At 62.0% G+C, this 18423-nt stretch carries 15 protein-coding genes; 12 read left to right on the forward strand and 3 right to left on the reverse strand.

What is annotated here, in order from left to right:
• Window positions 1-5 precede the first annotated feature (5 nt).
• Complete coding sequence (locus tag J2J99_RS08800; protein ID WP_168301533.1) at window positions 6-569, reverse strand: nucleoside 2-deoxyribosyltransferase; 564 nt, start codon at window positions 567-569, stop codon at window positions 6-8.
• Between the two features lie 297 nt (window positions 570-866).
• Between J2J99_RS08800 and J2J99_RS08805 the strand changes: the two genes are divergently transcribed.
• Window positions 867-1841: an alpha/beta hydrolase gene (locus J2J99_RS08805; protein WP_205919191.1), complete on the forward strand. Its 975-nt coding sequence runs from the start codon at window positions 867-869 to the stop codon at window positions 1839-1841.
• 12 nt (window positions 1842-1853) lie between these two features.
• Here the strand turns inward: J2J99_RS08805 and J2J99_RS08810 are convergent, their stop codons facing one another.
• Window positions 1854-2477, reverse strand: a complete 624-nt coding sequence (locus tag J2J99_RS08810; RefSeq protein ID WP_168301535.1) for a carboxymuconolactone decarboxylase family protein — start codon at window positions 2475-2477, stop codon at window positions 1854-1856.
• A 114-nt stretch (window positions 2478-2591) separates the two neighbouring features.
• Window positions 2592-4142 (reverse strand): sensor histidine kinase, encoded by a 1551-nt coding sequence (locus tag J2J99_RS08815; RefSeq protein WP_168301536.1) that lies wholly within the window; start codon window positions 4140-4142, stop codon window positions 2592-2594.
• A 320-nt stretch (window positions 4143-4462) separates the two neighbouring features.
• Here J2J99_RS08815 and J2J99_RS08820 point away from each other — a divergent pair, with 320 nt between their 5' ends.
• The 11 genes from J2J99_RS08820 (at window position 4463) to J2J99_RS08870 (ending at window position 18421) form a co-directional block, all read left to right on the forward strand.
• Window positions 4463-5488, forward strand: coding sequence for a LacI family DNA-binding transcriptional regulator (locus tag J2J99_RS08820; protein WP_168301537.1), 1026 nt, complete (start codon window positions 4463-4465; stop codon window positions 5486-5488).
• A gap of 28 nt (window positions 5489-5516) precedes the next feature.
• Window positions 5517-7130 (forward strand): acyl CoA:acetate/3-ketoacid CoA transferase, encoded by a 1614-nt coding sequence (locus tag J2J99_RS08825; protein ID WP_168301538.1) that lies wholly within the window; start codon window positions 5517-5519, stop codon window positions 7128-7130.
• A complete protein-coding gene (locus J2J99_RS08830; RefSeq protein ID WP_168301539.1) occupies window positions 7123-7902 on the forward strand; it encodes an enoyl-CoA hydratase/isomerase family protein in 780 nt (259 codons plus the stop codon). The genes J2J99_RS08825 and J2J99_RS08830 overlap by 8 nt, the downstream gene beginning before the upstream one ends.
• Window positions 7902-9422, forward strand: a complete 1521-nt coding sequence (locus J2J99_RS08835) for an aldehyde dehydrogenase family protein (RefSeq protein WP_168301540.1) — start codon at window positions 7902-7904, stop codon at window positions 9420-9422. Before J2J99_RS08830 ends, J2J99_RS08835 begins: the two co-directional genes overlap by 1 nt.
• A 189-nt stretch (window positions 9423-9611) precedes the next feature.
• Window positions 9612-10874 carry an ABC transporter substrate-binding protein gene (locus tag J2J99_RS08840; protein WP_207600959.1) on the forward strand — a complete coding sequence of 421 codons (1263 nt, stop codon included), beginning with the start codon at window positions 9612-9614 and terminating at the stop codon, window positions 10872-10874.
• A 128-nt stretch (window positions 10875-11002) separates the two neighbouring features.
• Complete coding sequence (locus J2J99_RS08845) at window positions 11003-11956, forward strand: carbohydrate ABC transporter permease (RefSeq protein WP_168301480.1); 954 nt, start codon at window positions 11003-11005, stop codon at window positions 11954-11956.
• A complete protein-coding gene (locus J2J99_RS08850; RefSeq protein WP_168301479.1) occupies window positions 11953-12888 on the forward strand; it encodes a carbohydrate ABC transporter permease in 936 nt (311 codons plus the stop codon). Before J2J99_RS08845 ends, J2J99_RS08850 begins: the two co-directional genes overlap by 4 nt.
• A gap of 3 nt (window positions 12889-12891) precedes the next feature.
• Window positions 12892-14007, forward strand: a complete 1116-nt coding sequence (locus J2J99_RS08855; protein WP_207600937.1) for an ABC transporter ATP-binding protein — start codon at window positions 12892-12894, stop codon at window positions 14005-14007.
• Between the two features lie 15 nt (window positions 14008-14022).
• Window positions 14023-15561: a GMC oxidoreductase gene (locus tag J2J99_RS08860; RefSeq protein ID WP_168302061.1), complete on the forward strand. Its 1539-nt coding sequence runs from the start codon at window positions 14023-14025 to the stop codon at window positions 15559-15561.
• 10 nt (window positions 15562-15571) lie between these two features.
• Window positions 15572-17227 (forward strand): GMC family oxidoreductase, encoded by a 1656-nt coding sequence (locus J2J99_RS08865; protein ID WP_168302062.1) that lies wholly within the window; start codon window positions 15572-15574, stop codon window positions 17225-17227.
• Between the two features lie 24 nt (window positions 17228-17251).
• Window positions 17252-18421, forward strand: coding sequence for a Gfo/Idh/MocA family protein (locus tag J2J99_RS08870; protein ID WP_168302063.1), 1170 nt, complete (start codon window positions 17252-17254; stop codon window positions 18419-18421).
• Window positions 18422-18423 lie beyond the last annotated feature (2 nt).

Raw genomic sequence — 18423 nt, forward strand, 5'->3', positions numbered from 1 at the left:
TATTCCTATCCGCGCATGCTGGCGATCGTCTGAAGCGCCTCGAAATAAATCGTCAGGTCGCGGGCGGGATCCGCCGGCAGCGCGATCGCACGGCACACCTTGCCTCCCGCCGCCTCGATCCCTCCGTCGATCATCAGGTTGTCGGCCATGCCGTGATTTTCAATTGCGATGCCGTCCGGTCCGCGCGGGCGTCCGCTCGTCTCATCGATCGGCTGTCCCGCATACCAGGTCGAGCGAACACGCAAGCCGTAGTCGTCGGGATGATTGGTATAGGCGAAGACCGATTTGCCGAGTGCAATCATGAAGCCGATCTCGTAGACCGTACCCGGATCGGCGCTGACACCTCGAAACGGCGTGATATTGGCCAGGCAGATCTCGGCTTGGCGCATGGCGACATCGTTGCGCGCGTAGATCTCTGCGGACGTCCGCTTCACCGGCGTCTGGTTTTCGTCGCTGCCGGGACCGGTTGGTTCGAAACCGAACTGGCGCGCCAATCGGCGTTTTTCGGCCATGATGGGCATGGCGTCGGGAAGAAAGACTTCCGGGCCGGCAAGATAAATCGTGGTCATCGGTATCCTTGATGCCGGCGCGAGTGAGGCGCCGGGGTTGGGCAGGGCACCTTATTTCCGACGGAAGCGCGGCAATTGGCAAGCCGCGCCGGCCGGAATGGTCGTTTTTCTTTTCGGCCATCGGCTGATGCGGGCGCATGAAAAAGCGCGAGATTCATGCCCGACACCCTTTTGACTCCGGTAGGCGAAGCGGCCAAAGATACGACCATCGCCAGCATCATCGGGAGAGGTTTGATGAAGGGTCGGACTTTGCCAAATCAAAGAGCGCCCAAGCGGCTCGGCTACCTTTTTCCCGCCTTGGCGGCGCTGCTGCTATCGGTGTCGGCAGCGCCGGCACAGGACATCGGGCCGCAAAGCCAGGGCTCGCATGCGCAGGTCGAAAAACTGCTCGGTCTCTGGAAACAGCATTTTGCCGGCGCCGACAGCCTGCAGGAGCGTCGGACGGCTTTCGAGCGGCTGATGCAGACGATGCCTGGACCGACGCGCATCCAGGTCCGGCAGGTCGATGCCGATGGCGTCGATGCCGAGCTGATGTGGCCCGCCCGACTTCATCACCCGATCGGCGAGAGGGTGATCCTCTATATCCATGGCGGCGGCTTTTCCGGCGGCTCTATCCGCACGCACGGCCTGTTCGCCGGCTCGCTCGCCAAGGCCGCATCGAGCGACGTGCTGCTGATCAATTATCGTTTGATGCCGGAAAATGGCTATCCCGCCCAGATCAACGACGCTGTGACGGCTTACCGCTGGCTTCTCGACAACGGCTATCGCAACGACAATGTCGTCGTGGCAGGCGATGGTGCCGGCGGCAACATCGCGCTCGAGACGGTGCTGCGGGAAATACAGGCAGGAAAGGCGCTGCCGGCGGCCGTCATTGCGCTCAGCCCCATCACCGATCTTGCCGCGACGGGCGGATCGATGACATCGAATGCCGACAGCGATCCGCTGGTAGGCAAAGACGGGATGGAGACTTTGCGCAAGGCCTATCTCGGCCGAAAGTCCCCCACCGATCCCCAGGTATCGCCGCTCTATGCCGATCTGACCGGTTTTCCGCCGCTATTGCTGCAGGTGGGCTCCGGCGAGGCCCTGCTGGACGATACGCTGCGTCTTGCCGACAAGGCGCGTCAGGCGGGTGTGAACGTCACCACCGAAGTGTGGCCGGGCATGCCGCATCAGTGGCAGTTGTTTCCCGCTCTGCTCGACGACGCCGACCGCTCCAGCCAGACTATCGCCGAGTTTGCAATCCGGCATTTTGCGGACAAGCCGCAGGAGTAGGGGTCCACGCCCTCATTGCGATGTGCCGCGCGATGGGGAAGGCGCAAGGGGCCTCTCGACCTCCCGGCCGACGCTCAGCGCCTTTCGCACATTTGGCTCCAGCCGTTCCATATAGGCGTGGTCGGGTGCAGCGCCGAGCGCATCGAGCATTTTCGAGAAGAAACAGCGGGCCGCTGCCGCGGCCGTGACGTCGAAGATTTCGGCATCGCTCAGCCCGTGTTTCTTCAACCCGTCGACATCCTGCTGCGTGACCGATGTCGCATCGCGCGCCACCTTGGCGGCAAAAGTCATGATCGCGCGTTCGCCGGCGTCGATCGGTGCCTTTTCCGTCTCGTTGACGACGGCCGTCAGCCCGTCGCTGGTAAACCCCTCGCGCAGCAGCACAGAGCCGTGCGCCAGCATGCAATAGGAGGATTTCAGTTCCTTGGCCGCCGCCAGCGTTACCAGTTCGTAGCGCCTGAGGCTCATATGGCTGCGAATGCTCGAAAGGAGCGCCGCCCAGCACTCCATCACCTCAGGCCGGTGGCCGAAAGCGCGATACATGTTCGGCAGATACCCATAACTGGCCTCCGCCGACGCATACATCGAGGTCGTCTTCTCGCTGGCGGATGCATTGGGGGTTTGAATGAAAGCCATGGCATGGTCCTCCTCTATTGCGAGAAGGATAGGGTAGATATGCGGGACAGCAATCCTGTGCCGCCAGTTCGAGCCTACCGTCAGCCTAGATAATTCGATGGTGCAGGGGGCTGCTTAAGATGCCTGGGTGATCGCGCTATCATTGTTCGTCGGAACGTTGTCGTATCTCTTGATCGGAAGGGTGATGGTGAACGTCGATCCACACCCTCTTGCGCTTTGCACTTCTATCGAGCCCTGGTGCAGTTCGACGATCTGCTTCACCAGGTTGAGGCCAATGCCGGTTCCGGCAATCCCGGTCGAAGTCCGGGCGCGGAAATAGCGCTGAAACAGCCGAGGCACGTCTTCGGCATCGATCCCCACTCCTTCGTCGCTGATCGAAACCTTGACGTTGCCGGTTTCCTTCCATCCCGCAATCCGAATCTCTGAGGTTCCGGGTGCGTATTTCACGGCATTGGAGAGCAGGTTGGTAAAGACCTGCGTCAATGTGCGGGGATCGGCATCGATAAATTCCGGCAGCCCGTCTACGTCGAGCATGAAGCTGTGCGTCTTCGAGATCGTCGATTGCTGCTCGCAGCAGCTTCGGATCAATGATCTCAGCGCGCAGACGCCGTAGGTGATATCGATCGCGCCGGTGTCGAGGCGTTCGGCTGAGAGGATACTCTCCATGAGATCGACGATCCGGCTTACCGATGCACGGATCTGTTCGGCTTTGTCGGACAGAAATTCGGGTTCTACCGTGCCTCCTTTTCGCAGCAGCCGTTGGGCGGCGGCGTCGATAATTGCGAGCGGCGTGCGGAATTCATGCGATGCCATCGCCACGAACTGCCGTTGCAATTCGTTGATATTTCTTTCCTGCGCGAGCATTCGCTCCAGCTCACGCGCCTGCCGCTCGACCTCAGCCGTGCGGTTGCGCACCGTAACTTCGAGCTGATCGTGGTGGCGGCGCAGTTCTTCAGCGAGCCGCACGGTCTTGGTGACGTCCTCATGGGTCGCCACATATCCACCGTTCTGCATTGGATTGTGAGTGATTTTGATGATGCGGCCGTCGGTGAGCGCGATGTTCTGGCTGGCCGGCGCACCGAGTGCCGTCGCTTCGAAGACGACGTCAAAATAGCTGGCGGTGTCGGCGGGCCCATTTCCCTGCTCGGCCCGATAGGCCAGGATATCTGCGAGCCGCGTTCCCGGTTGTGTCAGTCGATCCGGCAGATTGTACATCCGCGCGTAGGACGCGTTGCACAATATCAGGCTCTTGGTTGAATCAAACATGCACAGCCCATGCGGCATGTTGCTAAGGGCTGCATCGAACCGGTGATGTTGCTCGGCCAGGCTGTCCTCGACGCGAATGAGTGTCGAGATGTCTTCATAGCTCAGGATCCAGCTTCCCTCTCTCGAGGGCGCGCAGGTCAGCGAGATCATCCGTCCGTCCGGCAATGCGAACTGGGAGGCGTGCGGCTTGCCTGTCGGCGAGCGCAAACATGCCGCTGCATGACAGTCCGAGGTGCCCGGCAATCCGTCGATATCCATTCCCTTCCTTAGGGCGCCCTCCGGAAGGCCGAGAACGTCCAGCGCGCGGGAGTTGAAGGCTGTAACCGTATTGGCAGAATCAAGCAGAACAATGCCCTGCGGCAGGTTTTCCAGAATGGATTCGAACGAATGCGGCATCATCCGGCCCTGCTTCAGATCTGGCGCGTTTGCGCATATCCATAGCATTCGTCAGAAACAATAAAGTTTCGCTAATGTTCGTCGATAGGAGCCCTCGACGAAGACCAGGCCTTCAGCCGAGCCCCCCAGATCCGCTTGCCCGTAAAAGGCGGTATTCCAAGTCCCCTCCGGTTCGGAATTTAGATCGATCCAAATTTCAATCATCGGAATTATAGAAAAGCATAACGCAAAAGGCACAAAAATGGCGAAATCTTTTAAATTTCTCTTGACATCATTGGAACGTTCCAAATAACTAAGGTTCAAGCGGCACGATTGGAGAGGGCATGACAAGAGCGCGGGTAACAGTCATCGACATTGCGAAGGCCGCCGGCGTTTCGAAGTCGACGGTGTCGCTGGTGCTTCAGGGTTCTTCTCTGGTCAACGAGGGGACGCGCTCCAAGGTCAATGCCGTGATGCGAGAGCTCGGCTATGTCTATAATCGCGGCGCGGCGAACCTCCGCCAGGCCGGGGCTAAGTCGAGGATCATCGGCGTCGTCGTCAACGATCTGACCAACAGTTTCTTTGCTGAGTTGGCGGTCGGCGTCGACATGGTCGTCCAGTCGGCCGGCTTCGTGCAGTTCCTGTCGAACACCGGCGAGAGCATCGACCGGCAGCGTGAGGTTGTTGCGTCGATGCGCGAGCACGGCATTTCGGGGCTCATTGTATCGCCGGCGCGCGCCACCGATGCCGCAGATTTCAAGCCGTTGGTTGCGGCGGGCATACCGGTTGTGGTCGTCGTTCGAAACCTGCCTGGCGCCAAGGTCTCTTCCATCGTCTCGGACAATCAGGCCGGCATGATGTCGGCGGTCAAGCACCTGGCGGGGCTGGGTCACAGGCGCATCGCCTTTCTCGGAGGCTTTCCCGACACGGCAGTCTTCGACGACCGCCTTGCCGGCTACCGAAGCGGGGTAGAAGCGGCCGGGCTCGGCTACCGCGAGGAGCTCGTCGTCTCGTCCGCGCCTTCGCGGGCCGGTGGGGTCGAGGCGATCGGAAAGGCGATTGCTCTTCCCGATAGACCGACGGCAGCCGTCTGCTTCAATGACGCCGTCGCCTTCGGTGTTTGCGATGGGCTGCGCGCGCGCCGTCTGGAGCCGGGCGCCGATTTCGCCGTCGTCGGTTTTGACGATGTTATCGAAGCGCAGGCGGCGGTTCCGGCGCTGACGACCGTCTCGGTCGATCCACAGGGCATAGGGCGGCGCGGAGCGCAAATGCTCCTAAAGCAGATCAATGCAGGCAAGGCCGAGGCGGAGACGGTGACGACCGCCGTTCGGCTGGTCGTCCGCGAGAGCTGCGGCGCCGCAAGAGCGTGAAAACCAGACAGGATACCGAGTGACGCCCATGAAGAAACAGATCACCCCAGCCGAAGCGGCCGCGCTCATCCCGGATGGCGCCGTCGTGACGGTATCGTCCTCGAGCGGTCTCGGTTGCCCGGATCTCATGCTGAAGGCGATCGGCGAACGTTTCGATGCGACCGGCCATCCCCGCGACCTCACCACCCTGCATCCGATCGCCGCCGGTGATATGAGCGGCATCAAGGGCGTCGATTATATCGCCAGGAAGGGCCTCCTCAGGCGCATCATCGGTGGGTCTTATCCATCCGGGCCGTCATCGTCCGAGCCGCCGCTGATCTGGCAGATGATCACCAATAACGAGATCCCGGCCTACAACATTCCCTCCGGCATTCTGTTCGACATCCATCGCGAAGCCGCCGCCAAGCGGCCGGGCGTGCTGACCAAGATCGGCGTCGACACGTTCGTCGACCCCCGGCGGCAGGGCTGCGCGATGAACGAGCTGGCGTCGGAACAACAGGTGGTCAAGCGCGTCAGCTTCGAGGGTGACGACTGGCTGTTCTTTCCAGCGATCATCCCTGAGGTCGCGATCGTCCGCGCCACCACCGCCGACGAGCGCGGCAATCTGACATATGAACATGAAGGAGCCTATCTCGGCGGCCTCGATCAGGCGCTTGCTGCCCGCAACAATGGCGGCATCGTCATCGCCCAGGTCAAGCGGATCACCAAGGAAGGCTCGCTGAAACCGCATGACGTCCGGGTGCCGGGAATGCTGGTCGACTATATCGTCGTCGATCCCGAGCAAAAGCAGACGACGCAGACGGGGTATGACCCGGCGATTTCGGGCGAGATTTTCCGGCCGCTCGACAGCTTCCACATTCCTGAATTCAATGTGCAGAAGGTCATCGCGCGCCGTGTCGCGCAGGAGCTGCAGGCCGGAAGCTGCGTCAATCTCGGCTTCGGCATCTCGGCCAACGTACCGCGTATTCTGCTGGAGGAGGGGCTCCACGGCGCCGTCACCTGGGTCATCGAACAGGGCGCGGTCGGGGGCGTGCCGCTGCTCGATTTCGCCTTCGGCTGCGCGTCCAATGCGGACGCCTACATGCCATCTCCCTACCAGTTCACCTATTTCCAGGGTGCGGGTTTCGATGCGTCGCTGCTGTCGTTCCTTGAAATCGGCAAAGACGGTTCGGTCAATGTTTCCAAGCTCTCCTTCCGGCCGCATGTGACGGCCGGCGCTGGCGGCTTCGTCGACATCACGGCGCGGGCAAAGAAGATCGTCTTCTCCGGCATGTTCAATGCTGGCGCAAAGCTTTCGATCGCCGATGGGGTACTCCTCATCGAAAAGGAAGGTAAGTTGAAGAAGCTGGTGAACGAGGTCGAACACGTCACCTTCAGCGGTAGACGGGCGATCGAGCAGGGGCAGGACATCACCTATGTCACCGAACGGTGCGTGATGAAGCTGACTCCTGATGGCATCGTTCTGACCGAGATTGCGCCCGGCGTCGATCTTCAGTCCCACATATTGGACCAGTCGGAATTTCCGCTGATTGTCGCGCCCGGCCTGAAGATCATGGACGCCGCGCTGTTCGGCGAGGCGAATATCGGTCTGTCGCTGCCGACAAAAAATGCGCGGACACTGGAGGGCAACTTCCATGGCTAGCGGAACGGTCAGAGTTGACGTCGATAGGCATGTTGCGACCTTGACGATTTCTCGTCCGGAGAAGCTGAACGCGCTCGATCTCGATATGCTGAAAGCGCTGGCCGAGGCGGCGGATGCGGTAGAGACGAATGCGGATATTCGCGCTGCCGTTCTCACCGGCGAGGGTAAGGGCTTTTCCGCCGGAGGCGACATCAAGGCCTGGGGCGGGATGTTGCCTCAGGAGTTCGGTCACGCCTGGGTAAGGCATGGTCATCGTATCTTCGAAAGACTGGCAACCCTCAGGGTGCCGCTCGTCGCGGCGCTGAACGGCCACGCCCTCGGAGGCGGGCTCGAACTGGCGGGCGTTGCCGACATTCGCATTGCCGAGGAACACATCAAGATCGGCCTGCCGGAGACCGGCCTCGGCATGGTGCCGGGCTGGTCCGGCACCCAGCGTCTAGTGCGCCGGTTCGGCGCGCAGGTCGTGCGTCGCATGGCGCTCGGCGGCGAGATATTCACCGCCGAGGAAGCCCGCCTGCTCGGTATGGTCGACGCGGTCGTTCCGACAGGAAACTCGGTCGCCGCCGCCAGGGAATATGCCGGGCGGATCGCGGCGAGGGGACCGGCGGCCCTCGAGATCGCCAAATTGATGATCGCATCGGCGAACGGCGAAGACAACGGAACGGCGGTCGAAGCCTTGGGCTCGATCCTCGCTGCCAAGACCGGCGATCTGAAGGAGGGCGTCGCATCGTTCAGCGAGAAGCGCCCGGCAACGTTCAAGGGAGAATGGTAATGACGGTTCTCGTCAACCCCACGGCGCTCAGCGATCACAAGGCGCGCGATTTCAAGATGCTGATCGACGGCAAATGGCAGGCCGGCGCCTCCGATCCGATCGAACGCATCGCGCCGAGCCATGGCGTCGTGGTCAGCCGGTTTTCGACCGGCCGCCGGAAGGATGCCGAGCGCGCGATTGCTGCGGCGCGCAAGGCCTTCGATGACGGGCCCTGGCCACGCATGACGGCGTCCGAACGCTCCGCCATCCTGCTCAGGGCTGCCGATCTGATCGCGGCACGTTCCGAAGAACTGGCATTTCTCGATGCCATCGAAGCAGGCAAGCCTATCACCCAGGTGCGGGCAGAAATCGCCGGTTCGGTCGACATCTGGCGCTATGCGGCGGCTCTCGCACGCGACCTCCACGGTGAAAGCTACAACACGCTCGGCGACGGCACGCTCGGCGTCGTCCTGCGCGAAGCGATCGGCGTGGTCTCGATCATCACACCCTGGAACTTTCCGTTCCTGATCGTCGGCCAGAAGCTGCCCTTCGCTCTCGCCGCAGGCTGCACGGCCGTCGTCAAGCCTTCGGAATTGACGTCGGGATCGACGCTCGTGCTCGGAGAGATCCTGCAGCAGGCGGGCGTTCCGGATGGCGTCGTCAATATTGTCACCGGTACGGGACCTGAAGTCGGCGCGGTCATGACCTCCCATCCCGACGTCGACATGGTCTCCTTCACCGGCTCGACCGGTATCGGAAAACTGACGATGTCGAATGCCGCGCAGACGCTGAAGAAGGTTTCGCTGGAGCTGGGCGGCAAGAATCCGCAGATCGTTTTCCCCGACGCCGACCTCGACGCCTTTATCGATGCCGCCGTCTTCGGCGCCTATTTCAATGCCGGCGAGTGCTGCAACGCCGGCTCGCGGCTGATCCTGCATAAGTCGATCGCGACGGACGTCGTCAGGCGCGTCGCCGAGCTGGCGAAGGGTGTGAAGGTCGGCGATCCCCTTGATCCCTCGACGCAGGTCGGCGCGATCATCACGCCGCAGCATCTGGAAAAGATCTCGGGCTATGTTGCCGGCGCCAGGAGCAGCGGCGCCCGCGTCGCCCATGGCGGCGACACGCTCGACCTCGGCATGGGGCAGTTCATGTCGCCGACGATCCTCGAAGCGGTCACCCCCGATATGGCGGTGGCGCGCGAGGAAGTCTTTGGCCCGGTGCTGTCGGTTCTGACATTCGAGACGACTGCCGAAGCGGTCAGCATTGCCAATTCCATCGACTACGGCCTGTCGGCCGGTGTCTGGAGCCGTGATTTCGACACCTGCCTGACGATTGGCCGGTCGGTGCGGGCGGGCACGGTCTGGATGAACACCTTCATGGACGGCGCCTCGGAGCTTCCCTTCGGCGGTTACAAGCAGAGCGGCCTTGGCCGCGAGCTCGGACGCCACGCGGTCGAAGACTACACCGAGACCAAGACGCTGAACATGCATATCGGCAAGCGCACCAACTGGTGGATGCCACAGAAGGAAAAGCTGGCCTGACGCATCGGCCCGAAAATCGGAATCGATTTTCGGAAAGCACGATGCGTCGATTCAAAGTGTTACAGCGTCCTTTGCGCGCCGGAAAGGCGCGCGGCGCGGTAAGCGGCAAAGGAACTACGCCCGGGGAGGGCGGGTAATTGATGCGGGAATGGTCCTGCATCTTCCAAGAGGGAACTGGGAGGTTCTTCGATGAACAAGTTTTTGACCACGACCGCAATGATCGCATTGGCTCTGGCGGGCGCTCATGCCTCCGCCCACGCAGCCGACGTCAAGGAAGTGCAGATGCTGCACTGGTGGACGTCTGGCGGCGAGGCTGCGGCTTTGAACGTGTTGAAGGAGGATCTTGCGAAGGAAGGTTTTGCCTGGAAGGACGTTCCGGTTGCCGGCGGCGGCGGTGATGCGGCGATGACGGCGCTGAAGGCGATGGTGGCGGCGGGCACTTATCCGACGGCCTCGCAGATGCTGGGTTACACCGTGCTCGATTATGCCCAGGCCGGCGTCATGGGCGACCTGACGGAGACGGCCAAGAAGGAAGGCTGGGACAAGTCGGTGCCGGCGGCCTTGCAGAAGTTCTCGGTCTATGACGGCAAGTGGGTCGCAGCTCCCGTCAATGTCCACTCGGTCAACTGGCTGTGGATCAACAAGGCGGTGATGGACAAGATCGGCGGCAGCCAGCCGAAGAGCTTCGACGATCTGATGGCGCTGCTCGACAAGGCGAAGGCGGCCGGTGTCATTCCCTTGGCGCTCGGCGGCCAGAACTGGCAGGAAGCGACGATGTTCGATTCCATCGTGCTGTCGACCGGCGGCCCGGAATTCTACAAGAAGGCCTTCAACGACCTCGACGAGGAAGCGCTGAAGTCGGACACGATGAAGAAGTCCTTCGACAACCTGGCGAAGATCGTCCAATACGTCGATCCGAACTTCTCCGGCCGCGACTGGAACCTGGCGACCGCCATGGTCATCAAGGGCGATGCGCTGGTGCAGGTGATGGGTGACTGGGCCAAGGGCGAATTCGTCGCCGCCAAGAAGACCCCGGACAAGGACTTCCTGTGCTACCGCTTCCCCGGCACCGACGGCAGCGTCATCTACAACTCCGACATGTTCGGCATGTTCAACGTCCCCGACGACCGCAAGGCAGCGCAGGTGGCGCTGGCAACGGCAACGCTGTCGAAGAGCTTCCAGTCGGCCTTCAACGTCGTCAAGGGTTCGGTGCCGGCCCGTACCGACGTCCCCGACACCGACTTCGACGCCTGCGGCAAGAAGGGCATCGCCGACCTGAAGGCGGCCAATGAGGGCGGCACGCTGTTTGGTTCGCTCGCCCAGGGTTATGGCGCGCCTCCGGCGATTGCCAATGCCTATAAGGACGTCGTCTCGAAGTTCGTCCACGGCCAGATCAAAAGCTCCGACGAAGCCGTCAAGCAGCTCGTCCAGGCGATCGACGACGCCCGCTGAGGCTGTCGATGACAAATGCTTCCCCGCGCGTTCTCGCGGGGAAGCTTCAAGCTCCGCGCCGACCATGCGCGGATCATCATGCGGGCTCGATCATGCCGGGCCGATGATGCAGGAGGGAGACGATATCCATGAGCACAGTTGCCACCACCGATCCGGTTCTGACCCCCGGGCAAGCGACGCCGATCTCGCTGCGGGGCCGGCTGCAGGATGCGCTGCCGAAGATCGTGCTGGCGCCGAGCTTCGTCATCACCCTGGTCTTCGTCTACGGCTTCATCGTCTGGACGGCCTATCTGTCCTTTACCAATTCCAAGACCTTCCCGTCCTATGCGCTGACGGGGCCACGCGCCTATCAGCGGCTGTGGCGCTGGACCTTCGAGAGCGATCCGCCATCCTCCTGGTACACCTCGATCACCAACATGGCGATCTTCGGCTTCCTCTATGTCGGCATCTGCCTGGCACTCGGCCTGCTGCTCGCCATCCTGCTCGACCAGAAGATCCGCGGCGAGGGGCTGCTCAGGCCGATCTTCCTCTATCCGATGGCGCTTTCCTTCATCGTCACAGGCGTTGCCTGGAAGTGGTTCCTCGATCCCGGCCTCGGGCTCGAGCAGACGCTGCACCACTTCGGCTGGACGAGCTTCCACTTCGACTGGATCAAGAACAAGGACTTCGTCATCTATACCGTCGTCATCGCCGGCGTCTGGCAGGCGTCGGGCTTCGTCATGGCGATGTTCCTGGCGGGTCTGCGCGGCATCGACGGCGAGATCATGAAGGCGGCGCAGATCGACGGCGCCTCGCCCTTGCAGCTTTATCGCCGCATCGTCATTCCGCTCTTACGGCCGATCTTTCTCTCCGCCTTCATCGTGCTCGCCCATATGGCGATCAAGTCCTACGACCTGGTGGTGGCGCTGACCTCAGGCGGGCCGGGCGGCTCGGCCTGGCTGCCGTCCAACTTCATGTATGAATACACCTTCAAGCGCAATGAGATGGCCGTCGGCTCGGCCAGCGCCATCATCATGCTGATGACGATCTCGGCGATCATCGTTCCCTATCTCTATTCCGAACTGAAGGAGAAGGCGCGATGAGCATCTCGGCTTCCTCTCCCTCCCATTCCAACAACACCCGCTGGATCGGCCGGCTGGTCATCTACGGCCTGCTGGTGATCTTCGCCATCCTCTACCTGATGCCGCTCTTCGTCATGCTCGTGACCTCGTTCAAGACGATGGACGAGATCCAGGGCGGCAACATGCTGGCGCTGCCTGAGGCCCCGACCTTCGATCCCTGGATCAAGGCCTGGGGCGAGGCCTGCGTCGGGCTGACCTGCGCCGGCATCAAGGGCTACTTCTGGAACTCGATCAAGATGGTGGTGCCGGCGGTGGCCATCTCCACCATCATGGGAGCGCTGAACGGCTATATCCTGACCAAGTGGCGCTTTCCCGGCCATACGCTGGTGTTCGGGCTGATGCTGTTTGCCTGCTTCATCCCGTTCCAGTCGGTGCTGCTGCCGATGGCGACCATCCTCGGCTCGCTCGGCCGCTTCGGCGTCACCCTGCAGAACGCCACCGGCTTTTCCTTCGGCTTCGGCAATTCGACGGTCAACCTGGTCTTCGTCCATGTCGTCTATGGCTTGGGCTTCACGACGCTGTTCTTCCGCAATTTCTACGAGGCCTTCCCGACCGAGCTGGTCCGGGCCGCCCAGGTCGACGGCGCCAGCTTCTTCCAGATCTTCCGCCGCATCATGCTGCCGAACTCGCTGCCGATCATCGTCGTCACCGTCATCTACCAGTTCACCAACATCTGGAACGACTTCCTGTTTGCCTCGGCCTATGCCGGCACCGGCGACTCCATGCCGATGACGGTGGCGCTCAACAATGTCGTCAACACCTCGACCGGGGTGGTCGAATACAATGTCAACATGGCGGCGGCGATGATCGCGGCCGTGCCGACGCTCATCGTCTATATCCTCGCCGGCCGCTACTTCGTGCGCGGTCTGATGGCGGGCGCAGTCAAAGGGTAAGTCATGGCCTTCCTCGAAATCTCCGGTCTTAGAAAACGCTTCGGCGCCGTCGACATCCTCAAGGGCATCGATCTCGAACTCGAAAAGGGCGGCTTCCTGGTGCTGGTCGGCCCGTCCGGCTGCGGCAAGTCGACCCTGCTCAACACCATTGCCGGGCTGGAGACGATCACCTCCGGCGATATCCGGATCGACGGCCGCGCCATCAACGGTCTGCACCCGTCCAAGCGCGACATCGCCATGGTGTTCCAGTCCTATGCGCTCTATCCGAACATGACGGTGGCGGGCAACATTGCCTTCGGCATGGAGATCCGCGGCGTGCCGAAGGAGGAGCGGGCCAAGGCGATCAAGCAGGTCTCCGACATGCTGCAGATCGGCCATCTGCTCGACCGCAAGCCAAGCCAGTTGTCGGGCGGCCAGCGCCAGCGCGTCGCCATGGGCCGGGCTCTGGTGCGCAATCCGCAGGTCTTCCTGTTCGACGAGCCCTTGTCCAATCTCGACGCCAAGCTGCGCGTCGACATGCGCACCGAGATCAAGCGGCTGCACCAGCGCATGGGCACCACCTTCGTCTATGTTACCCACGACCAGATCGAGGCGATGACGCTGGCGACCAAGATCGCCGTGCTCAAGGACGGGGTGCTGCAGCAGTTCGGCACGCCGGCCGAGATCTATAACAGCCCCGCCAATCTCTTCGTCGCCGACTTCATGGGATCGCCGGCGATGAACCTGCTTGCCGCCACCGTCGAGAATGGCGCCTCAGGGCTTGCCGTGTCGCTGGAGCGGCCGAACGGCGCGCCGCTGCGATTGCCGGTCGTTGCCGGCGCCAACGGTCTCTCCGCCTATGCCGGCAGGCAGGTGATCTTCGGCATCCGCCCCGAGGCCTTGACCGACCCTGACGGTGCCGACCGCAAGGCGCGCTCGCTGACCGAGGACGATTGCCTGATCGAGGTCGTCGAGCCGGCCGGCTCCGACACCTTCGCCGTCACCAAGCTCGGCGGCAAATCCGTCGTCGCCCGCCTGCGCGCCGATGCCGGCATCGCTCCAGGCCAGAACACACGCCTCGCCTTCAATCTCGACAAGGCCGTCTTCTTCGATCCCGACAGCCAGATGCGCATCGCGTGATGACCAGAGGCTAGGATGAGCAGTTCACCAGACATCGTCATCATCGGCTCAGGCGTCGGCGGCGCCACCGTCGCTGCCGGCCTGGCCGCGACCGGCGCTGACATACTGATCCTCGAAGCAGGCGACCACATTCCGGATCTTCCGGTCAATCGCGACCAGCGCGCCATCTTCCAGCGGGGGCATTTCCGCCCGAAAGAGATCTGGTACGAGGCGAACGGCAAGGGCTTCAATCCCGGCAACTATTACAATGTCGGCGGCAATTCAAAATTCTACGGCGCCGTCTTGTCGCGCTACCGCAAGCAAGATTTCGGCGTCATCAAACACCGCGAAGGCGTGTCGCCGGCCTGGCCCTTTCCTTATGAGGAGCTGGAGCCCTGGTACTCGAAGGCGGAGCGGATGTATCAGGTCCGCGGCAGTCTCGGCGACGATCCGACCGAACCCTATCACTCGACTGCCTACGAATTCCCGCCTGTGCCCGACGAGGCGCCGATCGCCGATGTCAGGGCCCGCCTCAAGGCGAAAGGCCTGCATCCGTTCTCCCTGCCGCTCGGTCTCGATCTTGACGCCTGGCTGTCCAAGGCGCGCACGCCTTGGGATGCCCATCCGAATGCCCGCGACGGCAAGATGGATGCCGAGACGGCAGCGCTTGCGGTGGCGCTGAGACATAAGAACGTGCGGCTCGAAACCAATGCGCGGGTGACACGGCTCGACACCGGAGCCGGGAGCCGGATCGACCGGGTCACCTATATCAGGGACGGTGAGGTGCTGACTGTCTCGCCTGAGATCGTCATCCTCTCGGCCGGGGCGGTCCAATCGGCGGCACTTTTGCTGCGGTCGAAAAACGACCGCTTCCCCAAGGGCCTCGCCAACTCTTCCGATCAGGTGGGCCGCAACTTCATGAACCACAACGCCTCAGCTGTGATCGGTGTTTCGCCGCGGTTCAGGAACACCGCCGTCTACCAGAAGACTTTTGCCTTCAACGATTTCTATCTTTCCGACGGGGAGGGCGGTCCGCCGCTCGGCAATGTGCAGCTCTTGGGGCGCATCTCCGAGAGGGTCCTGAAGGGCTCTCTGCCGCAGGCTCCGGAATGGCTTCTGCGATTCATCACCGGCCACGCCATCGACTTCTATGCGATGAGCGAAGACGTGCCCAATCCCGAAAGCCGCGTCATGGTCGATGGAGATCGGATTATTCTGCAATGGCAGCGAACCAACTGGGACGCCCATCTGGCGCTTGTCGCCAAGCTCGAGGCGATCCTGAAATCGATCGGGTTTCCGATCGTGCTGTCGCGGCCGTTCGACAAGCGCACACCGTCCCATCAGTGCGGGACGATCAGGATGGGCACCGACCCTGCGACGGCACCGCTCGATCCCTATTGCCGGTCCTACGATCATGAAAACCTCTTCGTCGTCGACGCCGGCTTCCTGCCCACGTCGGCTGCGGTCAATCCGGCGCTGACCGTCGCCAGTCAGGCGCTGAGAGTTGCAGATCACATCGCATCGAAGGACTTGCAGACACGGGCGGATCCGTTGGCGGATGCCGGCCTCATATAGGACAGAGTAAATGGGATTCGATTATATCATCACCGGTGCCGGTCCTGCAGGCTGCGTCCTGGCAAGCCGGCTCAGCGAAGATCCCGATGTCAAAGTACTGCTTCTCGAAGCGGGCGGAGGCGATTGGAATCCTCTTTTTCACATGCCCGCCGGTTTTGCCAAGATGACCAAGGGTGTGGCCAGCTGGGGATGGCAGACCGTTCCGCAGAAGCACATGAAGGGCAGGGTGCTTCGCTACACCCAGGCGAAGGTCATCGGCGGCGGCTCCTCCATCAACGCTCAGCTCTACACGCGCGGAAACGCGGCCGACTACGATCTCTGGGCCAATGAAGACGGCTGCGAGGGCTGGGACTATCGCTCGATCCTTCCCTATTTCAAACGGGCGGAGGACAACCAGCGCTTCGCCGACGACTACCACGCCTATGGCGGTCCGCTGGGGGTCTCGATGCCGGCTGCGCCTCTGCCGATCTGCGACGCCTATATCCGCGCAGGGCAGGAGCTCGGCATTCCCTATAATCACGATTTCAACGGCCGCCAGCAGGCCGGCGTCGGATTTTACCAGCTTACCCAGCGCAACCGCCGCCGATCCTCGGCCTCTCTTGCCTATCTCTCGCCGATCAGGGACAGGAAGAACCTGACCGTCCGGACGGGTGCGCGCGTCGCGCGGATCATCGTCGAAGGAGGCCGAGCGACTGGCGTCGAGATCGCGACCGCGCGCGGCTTGGAAATCGCCCGCGCCGAACGTGAGGTCCTGGTGTCGTCAGGCGCGATCGGATCGCCGAAGCTGCTTCTGCAGTCCGGCATCGGGCCGGCCGATCACCTCAAATCGGTGGGCGTCAAGGTGAAGCACGATCTGCCCGGAGTCGGCGGCAACCTCCAGGATCATCTGGATCTTTTCGTCATCGCCGAATGTACCGGCGATCATACCTATGACGGCGTCGCGAAGCTGCATCGCACGCTCTGGGCCGGGGTTCAATATGTCCTGTTCCGCACCGGCCCGGTCGCCTCGTCACTCTTCGAGACCGGTGGATTCTGGTATGCCGATCCTGAAGCGCGGTCTCCCGATATCCAGTTCCATCTCGGCTTGGGATCAGGCATCGAAGCCGGCGTCGAGCGGCTGAAGAATGCAGGCGTGACGCTCAACTCCGCCTATCTGCATCCGCGCTCGCGAGGGACGGTGCGTCTGTCATCCGCCGACCCGGCTGCGGCACCCTTGATCGATCCCAACTACTGGTCCGATCCGCACGACAGGAAGATGTCGCTGGAGGGGCTCAAGATCGCCCGCGAGATCATGCAGCAGGCGGCGCTGAAGCCCTATGTCATGGCCGAAAGGCTTCCTGGGCCGAAGGTCATGACCGACGAGCAGCTTTTCGACTATGGCTGCGCCAACGCCAAGACCGATCATCATCCCGTCGGCGCCTGCAAGATGGGAACTGGGCCGGAGGCCGTTGTTGGGCTCGATCTCAAGGTGCACGGGTTGGAAGGCCTCAGGGTCTGCGACTCCTCAGTCATGCCCCGCGTGCCGTCATGCAATACCAATGCGCCTACGATCATGGTCGGCGAAAAGGGTTCAGATCTCATCCGAGGCCTGCCGCCGCTGCCTTCCGCCATCTTCGCCTACGAACGCAACGATACGAGGCCGAGAGCCCGTGCGGAAATCCAGTAGGCCCTTTCGAGAGGAGTAACGACAATGTCTGAAGTGAGGGTTGCAGTGCTTGGCGCCTCGGGCTGGATGGGAAAGGTCCACACCATGGCCTATCAGACCTTTCCACACTTCTTCGGCGTGTCGGATGGAACGGCGCGGATCGTGACGCTTGTCGACGGCAATCCGAGCGTCGCCGAGAATCTTGCCAACCGGGCGCCCGGTGCAAGGATCCTTCAGGATTGGCATCCGGCCGTTGCCGATCCCGACGTCGACCTGATCGATATCTGCCTGCCTGACCATCTTCATTATCCCGTGGCCAAGGCGGCCTTGCTCGCCGGCAAGCATGTCTATTGCGAGAAGCCCTTGGCAAATACCGCTGACGAGGCGCGGGAGCTTGCCGACATCGCCAGAGAAAAAGGCGTGATTACGCGTGTCGGGCATGCGTTTCCCCGAAACCCCGTCCATGATCTGGCGAAAGACATCATCGATTCAGGTGAAATCGGCGAGATCAAGCTGTTTCGCGGCTGCCAGCACGTCGACATGTATGGCGATCCCATGGCCCCCTTCATGTGGCGCGCCGATGGCAAGCTGGCGCCGACGGGGATTGTCGGCGACACCGGCTCGCATATCTTCAGCTTCATGGATTTCCTGGTCGGCCGCGTCAGTTCCCTGATTGCCGACAATCTCATCGTTACGCCGCGCCGGCCCGTCGTCGAGGGCCTTGCCTATGGCGAGGAGGTAAAACTGACAGGCAACGAATCCTGGGCCGACATCACTAACCCGGACGCGACGAACCTGTTGTGCCGGTTTGCCAACGGCGCCGGCGGCATCGTCGATTTCAGCCGCGTCGCGACCGGCCGAAAATTCATGCAGACCTACGAAATCTACGGAACGAAAGGCAGCATCGCCTATACTTACGATGAGATAAACCGGCTGCGTTTTTATTCCAATGACGACCGGACGGGGCGGCGGGGTTTTCGCGAGATCGACGTGGGGCCGGAAAACCCCACCTTCCGCGCTTTCCTGCCTCTGCCGAATTTCGGCATCGGCTATAATGAAAGCAAGATCATCGAGGTCGCTGAGGTGATCCGCTCGATCGTCTCAAACAAACCGATGTGGCCGACATTCGATACCGGGCACCACATCTGCCAGATCGTCGATGCGTGCATGGAGTCTTCCCGGCAGAAGCGCTGGGTCGACATCCCGTTCGGATAACG

Source organism: Rhizobium binae (genome assembly GCF_017357225.1).
In the GTDB taxonomy this organism is placed as follows: Bacteria; Pseudomonadota; Alphaproteobacteria; order Rhizobiales; family Rhizobiaceae; genus Rhizobium; species Rhizobium binae.